This is a genomic window from Kitasatospora sp. NPDC029312 (assembly GCF_055569215.1).
The window spans coordinates 1-17008 of the sequence record NZ_JBVHXY010000019.1 but is presented as its reverse complement, the minus strand read 5'-3'; the positions used below and the strand labels follow the sequence as shown (position 1 = coordinate 17008).

The 17008-nt window shown below is 73.9% G+C and carries 16 protein-coding genes and 1 riboswitch; of the genes, 6 read left to right on the top strand and 10 right to left on the bottom strand.

Going from position 1 to position 17008, the window contains the following annotated elements; genetic code table 11:
• Positions 1–23: 23 nt before the first annotated feature.
• From ACZ4WV_RS17495 to ACZ4WV_RS17485, 3 genes are all read right to left on the bottom strand, one after another.
• Entirely contained in the window at positions 24–1469 is a 1446-nt protein-coding gene (locus ACZ4WV_RS17495) for a divalent metal cation transporter (RefSeq protein WP_465747527.1), read from the bottom strand.
• Positions 1466–2833 carry a magnesium transporter MgtE N-terminal domain-containing protein gene (locus tag ACZ4WV_RS17490; protein ID WP_465747525.1) on the bottom strand — a complete coding sequence of 456 codons (1368 nt, stop codon included), beginning with the start codon at positions 2831–2833 and terminating at the stop codon, positions 1466–1468. Before ACZ4WV_RS17490 ends, ACZ4WV_RS17495 begins: the two co-directional genes overlap by 4 nt.
• Before the next feature lie 315 nt (positions 2834–3148).
• Positions 3149–3328: riboswitch (M-box (ykoK) riboswitch) on the bottom strand.
• 168 nt (positions 3329–3496) lie between these two features.
• The gene (locus ACZ4WV_RS17485; protein ID WP_465747523.1) at positions 3497–4084 is read right to left on the bottom strand and encodes a helix-turn-helix domain-containing protein; all 588 of its coding nucleotides are present in this window, start codon (positions 4082–4084) and stop codon (positions 3497–3499) included.
• Between the two features lie 124 nt (positions 4085–4208).
• Here ACZ4WV_RS17485 and ACZ4WV_RS17480 point away from each other — a divergent pair, with 124 nt between their 5' ends.
• Positions 4209–4841, top strand: a complete 633-nt coding sequence (locus ACZ4WV_RS17480; RefSeq protein WP_465747521.1) for an SAM-dependent methyltransferase — start codon at positions 4209–4211, stop codon at positions 4839–4841.
• 85 nt (positions 4842–4926) lie between these two features.
• Here the strand turns inward: ACZ4WV_RS17480 and ACZ4WV_RS17475 are convergent, their stop codons facing one another.
• The gene (locus tag ACZ4WV_RS17475; protein ID WP_465747519.1) at positions 4927–6225 is read right to left on the bottom strand and encodes an MFS transporter; all 1299 of its coding nucleotides are present in this window, start codon (positions 6223–6225) and stop codon (positions 4927–4929) included.
• Positions 6226–6364: 139 nt separating this feature from the next.
• Between ACZ4WV_RS17475 and ACZ4WV_RS17470 the strand changes: the two genes are divergently transcribed.
• Entirely contained in the window at positions 6365–7303 is a 939-nt protein-coding gene (locus ACZ4WV_RS17470) for a LysR family transcriptional regulator (RefSeq protein WP_465747517.1), read from the top strand.
• Positions 7304–7518: 215 nt separating this feature from the next.
• Here ACZ4WV_RS17470 and ACZ4WV_RS17465 read toward each other — a convergent pair whose 3' ends face one another.
• Positions 7519–8115 (bottom strand): TetR/AcrR family transcriptional regulator, encoded by a 597-nt coding sequence (locus tag ACZ4WV_RS17465; protein ID WP_465747515.1) that lies wholly within the window; start codon positions 8113–8115, stop codon positions 7519–7521.
• A gap of 174 nt (positions 8116–8289) precedes the next feature.
• Between ACZ4WV_RS17465 and ACZ4WV_RS17460 the strand changes: the two genes are divergently transcribed.
• Together ACZ4WV_RS17460 and ACZ4WV_RS17455 are read left to right on the top strand one after the other, a co-directional pair.
• The gene (locus tag ACZ4WV_RS17460) at positions 8290–9264 is read left to right on the top strand and encodes an alpha/beta hydrolase family protein (RefSeq protein ID WP_465747513.1); all 975 of its coding nucleotides are present in this window, start codon (positions 8290–8292) and stop codon (positions 9262–9264) included.
• A gap of 302 nt (positions 9265–9566) precedes the next feature.
• Positions 9567–10631 (top strand): SDR family NAD(P)-dependent oxidoreductase, encoded by a 1065-nt coding sequence (locus tag ACZ4WV_RS17455; protein ID WP_465747511.1) that lies wholly within the window; start codon positions 9567–9569, stop codon positions 10629–10631.
• A 12-nt stretch (positions 10632–10643) separates the two neighbouring features.
• On the opposite strand, the gene ACZ4WV_RS17450 is transcribed toward ACZ4WV_RS17455, so the two are convergent.
• The 4 genes from ACZ4WV_RS17450 to ACZ4WV_RS17435 all read right to left on the bottom strand — a co-directional run bounded on the left by ACZ4WV_RS17450 (position 10644) and on the right by ACZ4WV_RS17435 (position 14430).
• Positions 10644–11372, bottom strand: a complete 729-nt coding sequence (locus ACZ4WV_RS17450) for a hypothetical protein (protein ID WP_465747509.1) — start codon at positions 11370–11372, stop codon at positions 10644–10646.
• A gap of 278 nt (positions 11373–11650) precedes the next feature.
• Entirely contained in the window at positions 11651–12850 is a 1200-nt protein-coding gene (locus ACZ4WV_RS17445; RefSeq protein ID WP_465747507.1) for an NAD(P)/FAD-dependent oxidoreductase, read from the bottom strand.
• Complete coding sequence (locus ACZ4WV_RS17440; RefSeq protein ID WP_465747505.1) at positions 12847–13044, bottom strand: ferredoxin; 198 nt, start codon at positions 13042–13044, stop codon at positions 12847–12849. Before ACZ4WV_RS17440 ends, ACZ4WV_RS17445 begins: the two co-directional genes overlap by 4 nt.
• Before the next feature lie 186 nt (positions 13045–13230).
• The gene (locus ACZ4WV_RS17435) at positions 13231–14430 is read right to left on the bottom strand and encodes a cytochrome P450 (RefSeq protein ID WP_465747503.1); all 1200 of its coding nucleotides are present in this window, start codon (positions 14428–14430) and stop codon (positions 13231–13233) included.
• A 247-nt stretch (positions 14431–14677) separates the two neighbouring features.
• On the opposite strand from ACZ4WV_RS17435, the gene ACZ4WV_RS17430 reads away from it, so the two are divergent.
• Together ACZ4WV_RS17430 and ACZ4WV_RS17425 are read left to right on the top strand one after the other, a co-directional pair.
• Entirely contained in the window at positions 14678–15184 is a 507-nt protein-coding gene (locus tag ACZ4WV_RS17430; RefSeq protein WP_465747501.1) for a MarR family winged helix-turn-helix transcriptional regulator, read from the top strand.
• Between the two features lie 31 nt (positions 15185–15215).
• Positions 15216–16805 carry a PTS transporter subunit EIIC gene (locus ACZ4WV_RS17425; protein ID WP_465747499.1) on the top strand — a complete coding sequence of 530 codons (1590 nt, stop codon included), beginning with the start codon at positions 15216–15218 and terminating at the stop codon, positions 16803–16805.
• 98 nt (positions 16806–16903) lie between these two features.
• On the opposite strand, the gene ACZ4WV_RS17420 is transcribed toward ACZ4WV_RS17425, so the two are convergent.
• The coding region (locus tag ACZ4WV_RS17420; protein WP_360333732.1) for a cold shock domain-containing protein at positions 16904–17008 on the bottom strand (105 nt) is incomplete at its 5' end.

Below are 17008 nucleotides of genomic sequence, written 5' to 3'. Positions count from 1 at the left end.
AGCGGGCCGCCGCCCGGGCCGGGTCAGCCGAGGCCGAACCAGCCGAGGACGGTCTGGACGAGCAGGATCGTCGACATGGCGGCGACACCGACCACCACGACGGTGGCCGCGACGCGGTAGCGGGGGCCGTTGGCCGCGGCGCCGAGCACGGCGCGGCGGTTGGTGAGGACCAGCAGGTACACCAGCACGATCGGGCTGATCAGGCCCTGGAGGACCTGGGTGCCGATCAGCAGCTGGATGACGTCCACCGGGGTCAGCGCCACCACGGCGCCGAGGACGATCTGGGCGGTGAACAGCCCGAGGAACAGCGGGGCGTCGCGGAAGCTGCGGGAGACGGAGCGCTCGACGCCGGCCGCCTCGCCGATCGCGTAGCTGGCCGAGAGCGGCACCACCGCACCGGCCAGGGCGGAGGCGCCGATCAGCCCGAAGGCGAACAGCAGCTCTGCGCCGTGCCCGGCGACCGGCTTGAGGGCCTCGGCGGCCTGCGCGGCGGACTCCAGCGGGCCGGTGCCGCCGATCGCCGCGGCGGTGGCGATGATGATGGTCAGGCTGATCACGCAGGCGAACACCGCGCCGAGTACGGCGTCGGCCCGGATCAGCTTGTAGTCGGCGGGCTTGACGCCGCGGTCGACCACGCCGGCCGCGGCGTAGAACTGCATGTAGGGGCTGACAGTGGTGCCGATCAGGGCGACGGCCAGCAGGATGAAGTCCTTGCCGGGCTCCAGGTGCGGCACCACCAGGTGCTCGCCGACCTGCCCCCAGTCCGGGTGGCCGAGGACCATCGCGACGGGGTAGGCGAAGAACGCCAGCGACATCACCAGGAAGATGCGCTCGGCCCACTTGTACGAGCCGAACAGCACCAGCGACCAGAGCAGGACGGCGGCCGGCGGGATGACCGCCCACTTGGGCACGCCGAGCAGCTCGAAGGCGGCGCCGATGCCGGCGAACTCGCTGACCACCAGGCCGGTGTTGGCCAGCAGCAGGCAGAACACCGCGAGGGCGGTCAGGCGCAGGCTGAACTGCTCGCGGATCAGCGCGCCCAGGCCCTTGCCGGTGTGGGCGCCGAGCCGGACGGCCATCTCCTGCACCATCACCAGGGCGACGGTGACCAGCACCATGAAGAACAGCGTCCCGTAGGTGAACTGGGAGCCGGCGCTGGCGTAGGTGGCGATGCCCGCGGCGTCGTTGCCGGCGTTGGCGGCGACCAGGCCGGGGCCGGCCACCATGGCGACGGCGGCGAGTCGGCGCAGGCCCCGGCGGCGGCCGGTGCGCCCGGGGGTGCTCGGGGCGTTCCCGGTGTCCTGCGCGGACGTCTGCGCCGATGGCTGCGCCGATGGCTGCGCCGATGGCTGCGCCGACGCCGGGACGGATGCGGCGTCGGACGCGGGATCGGGCGCCGGGACGGACGCGGCGTCGGCGGTGTCCGGTCGGGTGGCGACGTCCCGGTGGGCGTCGAGGTCGCGGGTCACTTGAGGAGCCTCCGGAAGTGCAGGCGCCCGCGCTCGGGCAGCAGCGAGTCGAGGATGTCGTCGGCCAGGACCCGGCCGAGGGGGCGCCCGAAGTCGTCGACCACGAGCAGGGAGGTGGCCCGGGCGGCGACCAGGCGGTCGGCGGCCTCGGCCAGGCGGGTGTCGGGCCGTACGGTCACCGGTGGGCCGAACTGGCCCAGCCAGCTGGCGAGATCACCGATCACGGTGGTGTCCTCGGCGACGGCGAGGTCGAACAGCGGGATGTCGGCGAGCAGCCGCCCGTCGTCGTCCAGCACGGTGACCGCGTCGATGTCGGTGCGGTGCTCGGCCTGCGCGGCGAGTTCCGCCCGCACCTGGGCGACGGTGTGCGCGGGGCCGGCGGTGACCAGCAGGGTGGTCATCGCGCCGCCCGCGGTGCCCTCGCGATGGGCGAGCAGGGAGCGCAGCTCGGCGGCCTCGGGCTCGGGCATCCGGGCCAGCAGGGTCTCGCGCTCGCCGGGTGCGAGGTCGCGCAGGGCGTCGGCCGCCTCGTCCGGCTCCATCTCGTCGACGAGCCGGGCGGCGTGCTCGGGCGGCACTTCGCGCAGCAGGTTCTCCAGCTCGGCGGGTTCCATCTCCTCCAGCGCGTCCGCCGCCTGCTCCGGCTCCAACCAGCCCAGCAGCTGCTGGCGTTCGTGCCGGCCGAGGTCCTCCAGGATGTCGGCGAGGTCGGCGGGGCGCAGCCGGTGCAGCGCGGAGCGGGAGGCACGCAGCCGTACCTCGGCGGGCCCGTGGGTGGCCTGCTCGCCGAACGGGGCGACGGACTGCCAGTCGAGGACGCGCTCCGGGGTGGGCCGGACCTGCCAGCGGCGCGGGCCGAGCCGGCGCAGCAGGGTGGGCAGTGAGACGTCGACGCCGACGAGCACGGTGCGGGCGGCCAGCGGGGCCAGGTAGAGGTCGGCGGCGCGGGTGACCTGGACGCCGTCGACGTCGACGAGTTGGTGGTCGAGCACGTCGCGGGCGAGCAGCACCTCGCCGGGGCGGCGGTTGAACTCCCGCAGGTCCAGCCGGGCGGTTCGCAGCCGGACCCGGCCGGTCATGATGCGGTCGACGGCGCGGGCGGCGATGAAGGTGCGGCGCCGGCCTATCCGGATGATCAGGCCGGTGACGGGCGGGTACGGCTCCGCACCGTAGAGGCGGGCGACGACGTCGACGACGCGGCCGACCTCCTCACCGGCCTGGTTGGCGACCGGCCCGCCGACCAGCCCGGCGAGCGAGACCAGCGACGACCGGACGGCGCGGGTGACGGCGGTGCGGCGCTCGGCGGCGACGGTGCGGTCGCGCAGCCGGGCGGTGGTGGACGTGAACAGGGTGGCGGCAGCCATGGTGGGAACCCCCTCGCCCCGACAGGACGGGGCATCGGGCCGCCCGGCGGTGCGCCGCCGCCGTCCGCGACCGCGGAGCCGGTTCCAGGCATGCGCCAGGGCCGCCCGCGCCGGGACGGGCGGAAGGGCGGAGTGGACCGGATCGGGTCAGGGAAGGACGGGGCGCCTCGGGCGGCGGTGGGACGGCGAGGACGGCGAATACGTCAAGGGAAAGGGCCGACTATGGCCAGGACCTTCGTCCATCACGCCTCCTCCCGGTCTCGGCCGCGCATCGAGGTCGCGGCGGCGCGGCAGGGGGAGACCGACGTCGCCGCCTGGGCACCCCCACTCGTCAGAGCTTTGGCACTCCACGGCGTGTCCCTGGTCGTTGCCCGACGGGAAGCCACTTGGGGTCACCCCTTGAGCCGGGGAGACCTGTCCTGATCCGGAGCGTCTCTCGACGGGTGGGATCAGTGGCCTGTGTCCGTGAAGACGCCTCACCGAACGAGGTGTCTGTTCGAATCCGCCCCAGGATAGGGGGTCGCGGCCCCTACGGCGTAATCCTTGACCCGAGCTTGACCGTGGACCGATCAGTGGGGGCGCCGCCGGGCGTGCGGCCGGTGGTACCGCGTGGCGGACCGCCCGGCGGCCGCCCGGTACCCGAACAGGGCTCGGCCACCAGGACTATGATGCGTCGTCAGGTACCGTGCGAGCCCGGAGGTGGGCCCGTTCGCCCTGGTGCCCGAAGAGGACCAGGAGTTCGACGGCCTTGTCGCCGTCGGGCCCGAGCCAGTGCGGCACGTGGGTGTCGAACTCGGCGGCCTCACCCGCTTTGAGCACCAGGCTCTGGTCGCCGAGCAGCAGGTGCAGCCGTCCGCTGAGCACATAGACCCACTCGAACCCCTCATGGGTCTTCAGCTCCGGTTCGCTGTCCGGCCGCGGCGGGATCAGCAGTTTGTGGGCCTGGACACCGCCGGGGCGGCTGAGCGGCACGTACGTCATCCCGTCCCGGACCACCGGGCGCAGGTGGATGCGCGGATCGCCGGTGCGGGGCGCGCCCACGAGCTCGTCCAGCGGGACGGCGTGGACGTCGGCGAGCGGCAGCAGCAGCTCCAGGGTGGGCTTGCGGCTGCCGCCCTCGAGCCGGGACAGGGTGCTCTCGTTGATCCCGGTCCGTTCGGCGAGTTCCGCCAGCGTCATCCCGCGCCGGTGCCGCAGTTCGCGCAGCCGGGGGCCGACCGAGGCCAGGACGTCCTTCTTCGTGGTGCCCATGCCGGCCAGGTTGCCGAAACGGCATGCTTCCTTGCAAGCCCGGCAGGGCGGGGCGCACCGTCGTTCCGGACGCCCGGGCCGCACGGCCGCGGCGAACCGCCCCCGCCCGACGAGAGGACCAGCCATGCAGACCGCCGACGACTCCGCGACCTTCTGGGAGAACCACTACTCCCGCCTCGACGCCCAGTGGGGCACCGAGCCGAACGCCGTCCTGGAGGAGCTCGTCACCGCCCTCGTGTCCACCCCCGGCGCGGCGCTGGACCTGGGCTGCGGACACGGCGGCGACGCGCTCTGGCTCGCCGCCCGGGGCTGGGACGTCACCGCCGTCGACGTCGCGCGGACCGCCCTCGACCGCGTCGCCGAGCGGGCGAGGACCGCCGGGCTGTCCGCCCGCGTCCACCCCGTCCGCCACGACCTGGCCCGGACCTTCCCGGAGGGCCACTTCGACCTGGTGAGCGCCGGCTACTTCCACACGCCGGTGGAGATCCCCCGCGCCCAGGTCCTGCGCCGCGCCGCGGCGGCGGTGGCTCCGAACGGCCTGCTGATCGTGGTGGACCACGCCTCGGTGGCGCCGTGGTCCTGGCAGGCGGGGCAGGACGTGCGCTTCCCCACGGCCGAGGAGGCCCTCGCCGACCTGCGCCTCGGCGACGGCTGGCACATCGAGCGCTGCCACGCGCCCCGGCGTACTGCGACCGGCCCCGAAGGACAGCGCGCGACCGTCACCGACAACGTCATCGCCGTGCGCCGGACGGTCTGACCGCCACGAACCGCCGGCCCGAGGCCGTCGCCAGCCCCGCCAGGAGGACCGCCGTGCCCACCCGCTCCCCTCGCACCGACATCTCTCAGGGGTTGGGGGACGGGTCCGGCCGGAGCTGCGGGGTCTGGCCGGGCCGGGGGAGGAGGAGCGGGGTCGCCAGGATGAGCAGTCCCGCGACCGCGAGGGCCGCGCGCGGACCGGTGACGTCGGCCAGCAGGCCGCCGAGCGCGGTGAGCGAGGCGATGGCCGCCTGCTGGCCGATCGACCAGGCCGACAGGGTGCGGGCGACGAGGTGCGTGGGCGTGCGTTCGAGCCGGTAGGTGGCCAGCACCGGGGTGTAGAGGCTCATGTTGACGATGATCGCCAACTCGACGGCCATCACCGTGACGAGTCCGACGACGCCCGGGCGGACCAGGACCAGGCCGATCAGCCAGACGGCGCGCAGGGTGCCGACCGTCCGGAACACCCGGTCGCGGCCGTAGCGGGTCACGACGCGCTGGGCCAGCCGGGAGCCGATCAGCCCGCCGAGGCAGGGCGCCGCGAAGGCGAGGCCGTACTGCCACGGGGCGAAGTGCAGGCGGCGGAGCAGGAGGACGGCGAGCACCGGCTCGGTAGCCATGATCAGACCGGAGACGAGCATGTTGTTGAGGTAGAGCGCTCGCAACCCGGGATCGCCCATGATGTGCCGCCAGCCGTCGAGCACCGTGCCCGCCCGTGCGCCGCCGGGCCGGGCACTGCTCGTCCCTGCACTGCCCGCCCGTACCGCGCCCGCCCGCACCGTGCTCCGCTCGGGCGCCTCGGGCGTCTCCTCCCGGCCGCGGATCGCGGCGATGCCCAGCGCCGAGAGCAGGTAGCTGAGCGCATCGGCCACCACGGTGGTGACCGGCCCGAACAGGCCGATCGCCGCCCCGCCCAGCGGCGGCCCGACCGCGATGGAGCTCCAGTTCGTCGATTCGAAGCGCGCGTTGGCGGTGAGCAGGTCAGCCGGCCGGACCAGCGCCTTCAGGAAGGCGCCGCCGGCCGCGTTGAACGCGATCTTGGCGGCGGCGACCACCGTCGAAACCACGAGCAGCTGGACGAAACCGAGGCAACCGAGGGCGTAGGCGGCCGGGATCGTCGCCATCGCCGCGAACCGGGCCAGGTCCATGGCGATCATCACCGGGCGCTTGCTCCGGAACTCCACCCACGGCGCCAGCGGCAGCGCGATCAGCGTGCCCACCGCGGGGCCCGTCGCGGACAGCGCGGACACCTCGGCGGGCGAGGCGTGCAAGGCCGTCACGGCGATCAACGGCAGGGCCCCGAAGCCCAGCCCGGACCCGTACGCGCTCACCGCGTACGCCGCCCACAGCCAGCCGAACCGCCGGCCCAGCCGTCTCCTGCCCATCGTGTGCGGCTCCCCTCGATGCCTCGACCGAACAAACCGGAGTTGACCGATGAGAGCTAATCGGAGACCACAGTGGCTGGTCAAACAACCGACCCCCGGCATACGCACAACCACAGGTTGTTCACTAGGGTTGGCCGCCATGGATCTCGAAGCAGTGCGCACCTTCGTCGCCATCGCGGAGGCCGGCCAGTTCCAGAAGGCCGCCGTCGACCTCGCGGTCACCCAGCAGGCCGTCTCCAAGCGGGTCGCCGCGCTGGAGCGCGACCTCGGCGTCCGGCTGTTCACCCGTACGCCGCGCGGCGCCGAGCCGACCATCGACGGGCAGGCCTTCCTGCCGCACGCACGCGAACTGCTGCGCGTCGCCGAACGCGCGGTGTCGTCCGTGCACGCCGGCCGCCGCCCGCTGCGCGTCGACGTGCTCACCTCGCGGAGCGCGCAGTCGGGCCTGATGCGCGGCTTCCACCGCGCGCACCCCGAGATCGACCTCGACGTGGTGATGCTCTTTGACGTCGAGAAGGCCGTCACCGCCATCCGCTCCGGTGCGATCGACGCGTCCTTCCGCGCCGTCGCCATGCCGGGCCGGCCCCTCCCCGGCGACATCGAGTCGGTGCGGGTGTTCGACGAGCCGCTCCACCTGCTCACCGGGCCCGCCCACGCGCTGGCGGGTGCCAAGTCCGTGACCGTCGCCGACCTGGTCGGCCACCGGATCTGGATGCCCGGAATCGTCCCCGGCACCGAGTGGGGCGCCTACTACGACGACCTGGTCGCCGAGTTCGGCCTCACCATCGAGGCGACCGGCCCCAACTTCGGCTCCGACGCCCTCCTCGACACCATCGCCGACACCCCGGCCCTGGCGACCTTCATGAGCGAGCAGACCCGCCTGGTCTGGCCCGCCGGCTACGGCCTGCGCCGGATCCCCGTGACCGACCCGACGCCCGTGTACCCGCACTCGCTCCTCTGGCACCGGGACAACGCCCACCCGGCGCTGGCCACCCTCCGCGCCCACCTCGCCGCCACGGCGGCGGTCGGCCGCGACGCCGCCGGGACGTGGCGGCCGGGCTGGGTGCTCCCGCACTGACGGGAGCGGGCCGGCCACCCGGCGGTACCGAGACCCGAGGCGCCGCCGGCGCCGCCGCGACAGCCGCGCGGTCAGCGCGGGGCGTCGGTGAGCTGGGTTCCGATGACGGCGCGCAGCTCCAGCTTGTCGGCGCTGTCGGTGCGGGCGCGTCCGCCGCCAGCATGCCGACGGCGGACGCCTCCGCGCAGACCGGTTCCGGTTCCCGGCCGTGGGCGTCAGGCCGGTCCGGATCGCCGCATTCCCCGGAGGACCAGGTCGACCAGGCGCCTGGGGTCGTAGCGGGAGTCGGTGTCGCGTCCGATGCAGAGGTTGCCGATGCCGCGCATCAGCTCGTACGGCTGAGTGCCGGGCCTGATGTCGCCGGCCTCGACCGCGGCGTCGAGCAGTTGGGCGCAGACGGGCAACAGGCGGTCGAGGAAGTAGGTGTGCAGCGCCGCGAAGCGGTCACTGTCGGACTGCAGGGCGTCGGCGAGTCCGTGCTTGGTGACCAGGAAGTCCACGAAGAGGTCGATCCACTGGCGCAGCGCGTCGAACGGGGAGTCGGCGGCGGCCAGCAGCCTCGGGCCGGCCTCGGCGCAGGCCTCGATCTGGTGCCGGTAGACGGCGGTGACGAGGTCCGACCGGGTGGGGAAGTGGCGGTAGACGGTGGCCATTCCGACGCCCGCCCGGGTAGCGATCTGCCGGATCGGCGCGTCGACGCCGGAGGCGACGAACACCTCGGCGGCGGCGGCGAGCACCGTCTGCCGGTTGCGCTGGGCGTCGGCCCGCGGGTTCCGGGTCGATGGCCGGCCGGCGGGGCTCTCGGAGGTCATGAGGTTGCTCCTTCAGTACCGCTTGACAAAACGGAGCAGTGATCCGGATATTAAGTGGAGCACTGTTCCGCTTCAGCTTATCCGAAAGGGGCCGGCCGCCGCCGATCGCCCCGCACGCGTCTGCCGACACCCGCCCGCGGACCGGCAGCCGCCTGTCGAAAGGCAACCCGCATCGTGAGCAACTCCGCCTCCACCACCGGGCCCGCCACCGCCGACGCCCTGCGCGCGCCCGTCCCGGTCCTCTCCCTCAGCCCTGTCGTCCTACCCGTGCCCGGGCGTCCCGTCGAGCTCCACCTACGGGTCTCGGCACCCGCGACCGGGGGCGGCCTCCCCGTCCTCCTCCTCTCCCACGGCCACGGCCCCTCGAACCACCTCTCCTCGCTGAACGGCTACGCGCCGCTCGTCGACTTCTGGGCGTCCCATGGATTCGTCGTCGTCCAGCCCACCCACCTCACCTCCCGGACGCTCACCCACCTCGTCGCCGACGCCCCTGGCGCGCCGTTCTTCTGGCGCTCCCGCGCCGAGGACATGACGCACATCCTCGATCGGCTGGACGTGATCGAGAACGCCGTGCCGCAGCTCGCCGGGCGGATCGACCGCACCAAGGTCGCCCTGGCCGGACACTCGCTCGGCGGTTTCACCGCCAGCCTGCTGTTGGGCGCCGGGCTCACCGACCCCGAGACCGGGGAGGAAGCACATCTCGCCGACGACCGGATCAAGGCCGGCGTACTCCTGGCCGCGCCCGGCCGGGGTGACGTCCAGAACGGGCCCATGGCCGAGCAGTGGCCGATCCTGCGGGGCATCGACTTCTCCACCATGACCACACCCGCGCTGGTCGTCGCCGGCGACAAGGACGACTCCCGGCACTTCACCGACGTCGGGCCGGACTGGCACGCCGACCCCTACGCCCTCGCCCCCGGCCCCAAGACACTGCTGACCCTGTTCGACGCCGAACACGGACTCGGCGGGATCGCCGGATACGACGCCGCCGAGACCACCGACGAGAACCCCGAGCGGGTCGCCGCCCTCGCCCGGCTCACCGCCGCCTACCTGCGCACCGAGCTGAACCCCGGTGACCGCGCCTGGCACGCCGCGTGCGAGGAGCTGACCACCGGGCCCGACCCGGTCGGGCGAGTCGAGACCAAGTAGGCCGCCCGGCAGTTGACCGCCCGGCAGTTGACCGCCTGACCGCCTGACCGCCTGACCGCCTGACCGCCTGACCGCCGCACGGCACCACCCGTACGCCGGTGGTCGGCCCGCTCCCGAGGCGGCCGACCACCGGCGTCGATCCGTCACTGGCGCCGCGTCGCGCGATACCGGCCGGCCGTCAGCGCGGACAGCGGCCTGTCAGTGGGATGTGAGTGGCCCCGGGGAGGCTGGGGACCGGGCGTGACCGGTGGCGAAGTTCCGGCCCGCCCGACTCCAGACCAGCTCGACTCCGGGAGCCCGCCATGTCATCCGTACCCAAGGTCCTGCGCTGGGACGTCCACCGGCTGCCCCGCGCGGACGGGAAGACCTTCCTGGTCACCGGCGGCAACGCGGGCATCGGGTACTTCGTCGCCGAGCAGCTCGCCGGCACCGGGGCCACCGTCGTGCTCGGCAGCCGTGACCCGGCGAAGGCCGAAACCGCGATCGCTTCCATCCACTCGCGCGTCCCCGGCGCCGAGGTGAGACACCTGCCCCTGGACCTGGCCGACCTCGGCTCGCTCCGGGCCTCCGTGGGCGCGCTCCGGCTGGACCGCCTCGACGCGGTGGTCCACAACGCCGGTGTGGCCCTCGACCATCCACCGCGCCGGCAGACCGGGGACGGCCACGAGCTGATGTTCGGCACCAACCACCTGGGGCACTTCGCGCTGGCCCACTTCCTGGCACCACTGCTCTCGGCAACGCCGGGCAGCCGGATCGTGACCACCGGCAGCTTCGCCGCCAAGACCGAACGCCTGGACTTCGACGACCTCCAGAGCGCCCGCGACTACCGGCCCAAACGGGCCTACGGACGCTCGAAGTTGGCCCAGATGCTCTTCGCCGTCGAGCTCGACCGCCGCCTGCGCGCCGCCGACAGCACGACGCTGAGCATCCTCGTCCACCCCGGCGGCGCACTCGACTCCCTCACCCCTTCGCGCCCGCCGTTCCACGTCCGGACCACCGGCGACCGGGTGCGCCACCTGCCGCTCGGTCTCGTCGTCCAGGGCAAGGACGCCGCCGCGTGGCCCGCCGTCCGGGCCGTGCTCGACCCGAACGTCCGCGGCGGCCGGCTGTGGAGCCCCCGGGCCTTCGGACTGCGCGGCACACCGAGGGCCGAACCGCTGTGGGACCACCTGGCCGACGCCACGGCCGCGGCCCGACTGTGGGCGGCCAGCCGCGACCTGACTGGATTCGACCCGGCCTTCGCCGTCCTGGACGGGTCCGGTGGGCCGGACGGCCGAACGCTCGACTCCGCCGACCGGACGCCCGGTTCGGATCGCAGGACCGGGACGGAAGGAACGGCCGGACAACAGGGCCGCCCGATGTCGTAGCGGCCGTTCGACTCACATGTGGGCGCTGATCTCGCCGCCCGCGGTGAGGACGATGTAGACGCCGTTGGCGACGCCGCCGGCGTCGTGCTGGTTCGCCTCCCACGTCCCGTCCACCGCGTTGTCGTTGCCGATGATCTGCGCGCGGTAGTGCAGTTCGCCGACCTTCGTGACCTTGGCCGTCCAGCCGCCCGCGAGCTTGAAGGTGCCCGGGCCCTGGTGCCCACCGCCCATCCAGGAGTGGACCGTTCCGTCCATCGAGAGCACGACGAACATGTCGTTGGCGTCGAGCCCGGCGTCGGTGTCGGTGGTCTCCAGCGTGGCCAGGACGTCGCCGCGGCTGACGATCCTGGCCTGGTAGCGCTGGTTGCCGAGGTCGCGGATCTCGGCGGTGCTGCCGTCCACCAGGGTCTGGGTGCGGACCGGGGAGGCGCCCTTGCCCGGGGCGGCGGGCGCGGTGCTGTGGCGCGCGTCGGGCGTGGCGGCCGGCACGGTGGTGGCGTGCTTGGTCGGCGCGGCGCTGGGTGGCGTGGTGTTGTTCGTGTCGGGCGTGGCCGAAGTGGCCTGCGTGGCGGCGGTGGTGGCCGGCGCGCTCGTGGCGGGTGCGTCGGCCGCCGCGGTGCTGGCGGGTGCGTCGGAGGTGGGGCCGCAAGCCGTCGCGGTGGGCACCAGCAGGGCGGCGGCCAGGACGGTGCCGGCCAGCGTGCGGACGGCGGTCGCGTGGCGGGTCGTCACGGTGGGCATGCGGTGCTCCTGAGTGAAGTGCGGGTGAGGACACGCCCGTTGTGCGCCTCTCCCGCAAGGGGGCCGGGAGGCGGCGGAGTGGGCGTGCACGATCGAAGCTAGTACGAACAATCGACGGAATGACGCCTTCCGCGTCACCGGATCACTACGCCCCCGGATACGACCGCTTCGAGCGTCGTCCCCGAACGGTTCGGCCCGGCCCGTACGTCAGGACAGGAACGCCCGCCGCCCCGGCCGGGTGGGGCCGGGGCGGCGGGGCACCTCATCGATGGCGGAAGTCAGCCCGCCCCGGACGGCCACGCGCTGTGCGCCGCCACTTGGGCCCGCAGTTGGCGCAGGGCGCGGGCGGAGGCGATGCCGACCGCGCCCGTGACCACGCCGTCCCGGCCGCAGACGGCGGCGAAGCGGTGTTCGGCGAGGCTGCCGTCGACCACCTCGAACTGGTCGGCGTCACCGGGCCGGCCGAACGCCTGGACCCGCAGTCCGTACTGATCGGTCCACAGGTACGGGACCGGCTGGTAGGCCTGCCGGACGCCGTCCGGCCCGGCCAGCAGGTTCCGGGCGGCGTGCATCGCCTGCTCGGTGGCGTTGGTGCGCTGCTCCAGGCGGCGGTGGCGGCCGGTGTGCGGGTCGGGCCAGGAGGCGGCGTCGCCGGCGGCCCAGACGCCCGGGCCGGCGGCGCAGTAGGCGTCGCAGACCACTCCGTCGTCCAGCGGGACGCCGCTGTCGGCCAGCCACTCGGTGGCCGGTTCGGAGCCGATGGCCATCAGGACGGCGTCGGCAGCCAGTTCGGAGCCGTCGGCCAGGCGCACGCCGACGGCCCGGCCGTGCCGTCGGAGCAGTGCGGTGGCCGTGCCCCGGTGGATCCGCACCCCGTGCTCGCGGTGCAGGCCTGCCAGCAGCGCCGCCGTCTCGGTGCCGAGGACGGCGGCCTGGGGAACGGCGGTCGACGCCAGCCACGTCACCTCGGCGCCGAGTCCCACGGCGGTGGCGGCCGCCTCGGCGCCGAGCAGTCCGCCGCCGACCACCAACAGCCGGACGCCTGCGCGGAGTTCCTCGCGCAGGGCGAGGGCGTCGGCGAGGGTGCGCAGCACGTGGGCACCGGTCAGCGGAGCGTCGGCGCCGGGGAGCCGGCGCGGGCGAACCCCGGTGGCCACGATGACGGCCTCGCAGCGTACCCGGTGGCCGTCGGCGAGGTGTACGGTCCGCTCCCGGCGGTCCAGGCGGTCGGCCGGGACCCCCAGGCGCAGGTCGAGCCGGAGCTCCTCCAGCGCCTGGGGTCCGCGCAGCGCGAGGCGGTCGGGCTGCCACTCCCCGCCGAGCAGGTGCTTGGACAACGGCGGCCGGTCGTACGGCAGTTCGTCCTCGGCCCCGATCAGGGTGAGGCGGCCGTCGTAGCCGGCCCGGCGCAGCGCCTCGGCGGCGTGCAGCCCTGCGGCACCGGCGCCGACGACGGCGACGTCCCGCAGAGCGGTCACACCTGCTCCAGGCGGATGGCCGCGGCCGGGCAGACCGCGGCGGCGTCCTGGACGGCCTGGTGGAGTTCGGCGGGCGGTTCGGCGTCCAGCAGGACGACGATGCCGTCCTCGTCGCGCTGGTCGAAGACGTCGGGGGCGGCGAGTACGCAGTGGCCGGCGCCGCAGCACTTCTCCTGGTCGATCTGGATGAGCATGGTCTTCCCTTCGGGACATGGCGGACGGGGAGGGCCCCCGACGGGGCCGGCTCCGCTGGATGGTGGGCGCGTCGGCGCGCTCGGTGCGCGGTGCTCACTGCTCAGTGCGCGGTGCTCACTGCTCACTGCGGCGTGGGCGGTGCGCGGTGCCCGGGGTTGGGGCAGGATCCGGTGGAACCGGCCGGATCACCAGGCGATCGGCAGTTCGTGGACGCCGTAGATGAGCATCTCGCCGCGGAAGCTGACCTCCTCGAACGGGACGGCCAGGCGCAGCCCGGGCAACCGCCGCAGCACGGTGTTCAGCGCGATCTGCAGTTCCAGCCGGGCGAGGGGCTGCCCCAGGCACTGGTGGACGCCGAACCCGAAGGCCAGGTGGCGGCGCGCGTCGCGGGTCACGTCGAGGTCGTCACCGCCGGGGAACTCCTGCTCGTCCCGGTTCGCCGTGTTGACCATGCAGATGACGCCCTCGCCCGCGCGGATCCGCACGTCGCCCAGGTCGACGTCCTCCGTGGCGACCCGGGTCAGCCCGGAGTGCACGATGGTCAGGTAGCGCAGCAGTTCCTCGACCGCGCCGGGGACGGACTCGGGGTGCTTGCGCAGGAAGTCGAGCTGTTCGGGGTTGCGCAGCAGGGCGAGGACGGAGAGCGCGGTCATGTTCGCGGTGGTCTCGTGTCCGGCGACCAGCAGCAGCCGGCCCATCGCGCCGATCTCCTCGGTGCTCAGGTCGCCGCGCTCCACCAGGCGGCTGAGGATGCCGTCGTCGGGTTCGCTGCGCTTGGCCTCGGTGAGCTTGACCAGGTAGTCGGCCAGCCGGTCCTGGGCGGCGGTGACCTCCTCGGCCGGGGAGTCACGGCGCAGCAGGACGCGGCTGCACTCCTGGAAGAAGGCGTGGTCCTGGTAGGGGACGCCGAGCAGCAGGCAGATCACCAGGGACGGCAGAGGGAGGGCGAACTCGCGAACCAGGTCGGCGCTGGAGCATCCTTCGGTCATCCGGTCCAGCAGCTCGTCGGCGATGCGCTGGATCTCGGGGCGCAGCGCCTCGACCTTCTTGATCATGAACTCGCCGGTGAGCATCCGGCGCAGCCGGGAGTGCTCGGGGTCGTCCATCCGGATGAAGGTGGGCTGACCGGCGTTCAGCTGTCGGGCACCCGCGCTGATGAAGGGGAAGCCCGGGCGGGTGGAGTCGGAGCTGAACCGCGCGTCGGCGAGGACCGCCTTGACGTCCTCGTGGCGGGTGACCAGCCACGTCGTGGAGCCGTCCCACAGGGAGACGCGGCTGATCGGCTCCTCCTGCCGGGCCTGCTGGTAGACGGGCGGCGGGGCGAACGGGCAGGCGCCGCGGGCGGCGGGGTGGCTGAAGCGTGGGGTCTTCGCGGCAGTGGCCATCAGGAGGCTCCCCTTCTCGGAGCTGGGTGGGGCCGGCGGTGCCGGTGGGCCTGCGGGTGTGGCGGCGCAGGTCGTCGGGGCCGCTGAGGCGCGCAATTTACGTGCCAAAAGCAACTAACTGATCGTCACGCTAACTCGCGGTCCGTGGTGAGGAAAGGGCGCATCGGGTGACGGCCGAATCTGTCCGAAATCCGGTCACCGGTGCCCGGTGCAGCCGCGGCCCGTACCGGATCGCTACAGTTCCCCCATGCCGGACGCCGAAGACGATCGGACCACCACCTCCGACCTGGAGGCCGTACTGGCCTCCCTGGCCTACCTGCTGACGCGCTCGCAGGAGCACGAACGCCGCACGGCCCGGGCCGGCATCACGGCCGCCCGCTCGGACGTCTACCTGCTGCGCGCCCTCGCCGAGGCCGAAGGGGCCAGCCGGGTGAGCGACCTGGCCGACCGGCTGATGGTCAAGCCCTCCCACGTCACCCGCCAGATCGACCGCCTCCAGGGCCAGCACCTGGTGGAACGCAGCCACGACGCGCTGGACCGCAGGGCCCGCCAGGTGGCCATCACCGCCGACGGGCGGACGATGCTCGACCGGCTGAAACAGGCCAACATCGCCGGACTGACCAGTGCACTGGACGGCGTCCCGGAGCCGGACGTCGCCGCCACCGTCAGCGTGCTGCGCCACCTGGTCGACCGGTACGTGCACCGGGTGCGCACCACGATGCGGTCGGAGGACGAACCGCACCGCGCCGGTTGAGCCCGGCGACCATCCGGGTACGTCCCCCGGCATGTCGGACGAGAAGAACCGCGCCACGGCCGAGGCGATCCTCCCGCTGGTCGGCGGCGCCCCCAACATCCGCTCGGTCGCCCACTGCATGACCCGGCTGCGGCTGGGCCTGACGGACCGCTCGCTGGTCGACCACGAGGCCCTGCGGGCGCTGCCGGCCGTCCTCGGCACCGTCGAGGACGACACCTACCAGATCGTCCTCGGCCCCGGAGCCGTCGCCGGCGTCACCGCGCAGCTGCGCCGGCTCCTGGACTCCGGCGGCGCCGCCGCTGCCTCGATCGGTCCGGGGGCCGGTCCTGGGGCCGTCTCAGCGGCCGCTCCAGGGGCCGGCGCCGTCCCCACCGCGGCGGACCTCGCCGAGAGCGGCGCGCGGATCCGGGCCGAGGCTCGCGTCCGCAACGCGACCCCGGTGAAACGGGCACTGCGCAGGATCGCCGACATCTTCGTCCCGCTGATCCCCGCCCTGATCGGCTGCGGCATCGTCGCCGCCCTCTCCGGCGCCCTCGCCAACCTCGGCTGGGCGCCCGGGCTGGTCACCGCCCTCGGGCCGGTCTCGGCGGGGTTCATGTCCCTGCTCGCCGTCTTCGTCGGCTACAACACGGCGAAGGAGTTCGGCGGCACGCCCGTGCTGGGCGGGGCCGTGGCCAGTGTGATCGTCTACGCGGGCGTCGCCAAGGTGGAGGCCTTCGGCCACCACCTCACCCCCGGGCAGGGCGGTGTGGTCGGAGCGCTCGGCGCCGCGCTGCTGGCCGTCCAGGTCGAGCGCTGGGCCCGGCGGCTCCTGCCCGACGCCCTCGACGTCCTGCTCACCCCCACCGTCACCGTCCTGGTCGGCGGCCTCGCCGCCCTGTTCGGCCTGATGTTCATCGCCGGGGAGGTCTCCACCGCCATCGGCCACGCCGCCACTTGGCTGCTCGCCCACGGGGGCCTGCTCGCCGGACTGGTGCTCGGCGGCCTCTTCCTGCCGCTGGTCATGCTCGGCCTGCACCAGGCGCTGATCCCGATCCACGCCACGCTCATCCAGCAACAGGGCTCCACCGTCCTGCTGCCGATCCTCGCCATGGCCGGCGCCGGACAGGTCGGCTGCGCCGCGGCCGTCTACCTCAGGCTGCGCCACAACGCGTCCATCCGGGCCGTCATCAGGTCCGCGCTCCCGGCCGGGCTGCTCGGTGTCGGCGAGCCCCTGGTCTACGGGGTCACCCTGCCGCTGGGGCGCCCCTTCGTGACGGCCTGCGTGGGCGGTGCGGCCGGGGGCGCCTTCGTCGGGGTGGCGGGCCAGCTCGGCAGCGCGGTCGGCTCCACCGCGGTCGGCCCCTCCGGCTGGGCGCTGTTCCCGCTGCTGGCCGGCCCGCACGGGATGGCCGCGAGCGCCGCCGTGTACGGCGGTGGCCTGCTGACCGGCTACGTGGTGGGCTTCCTGGCCACCTACTTCTTCGGCTTCACCCGGGCGAGCCTCGCCGAGTACAACGCCGTGACCGCGGAACCCGCCGCTCAGCCCGCCACGGCGTCGGCCGGTCAGTCCGCCGCCGAGCCCTCCGCTGCCGCCCAGCCCGCCGCCGAGGCGCCCGGGGGAGCGGACCTCCGCTCCTGAAGCGGGGAGCGTCACGCGGAAACGCCGACGGGCCCGCATCGCGCATCGAAATGCGCGGTGCGGGCCCGTCACTGCTAGGCGTGAGCCATCGCAGAGAACTACAGCGGGCGAATGTTCTCGGCCTGCGGGCCCTTCTGGCCCTGCGTGACGTCGAACTCGACCTTCTGGCCCTCGAGCAGCTCACGGAAGCCGTTGGCGTTGAT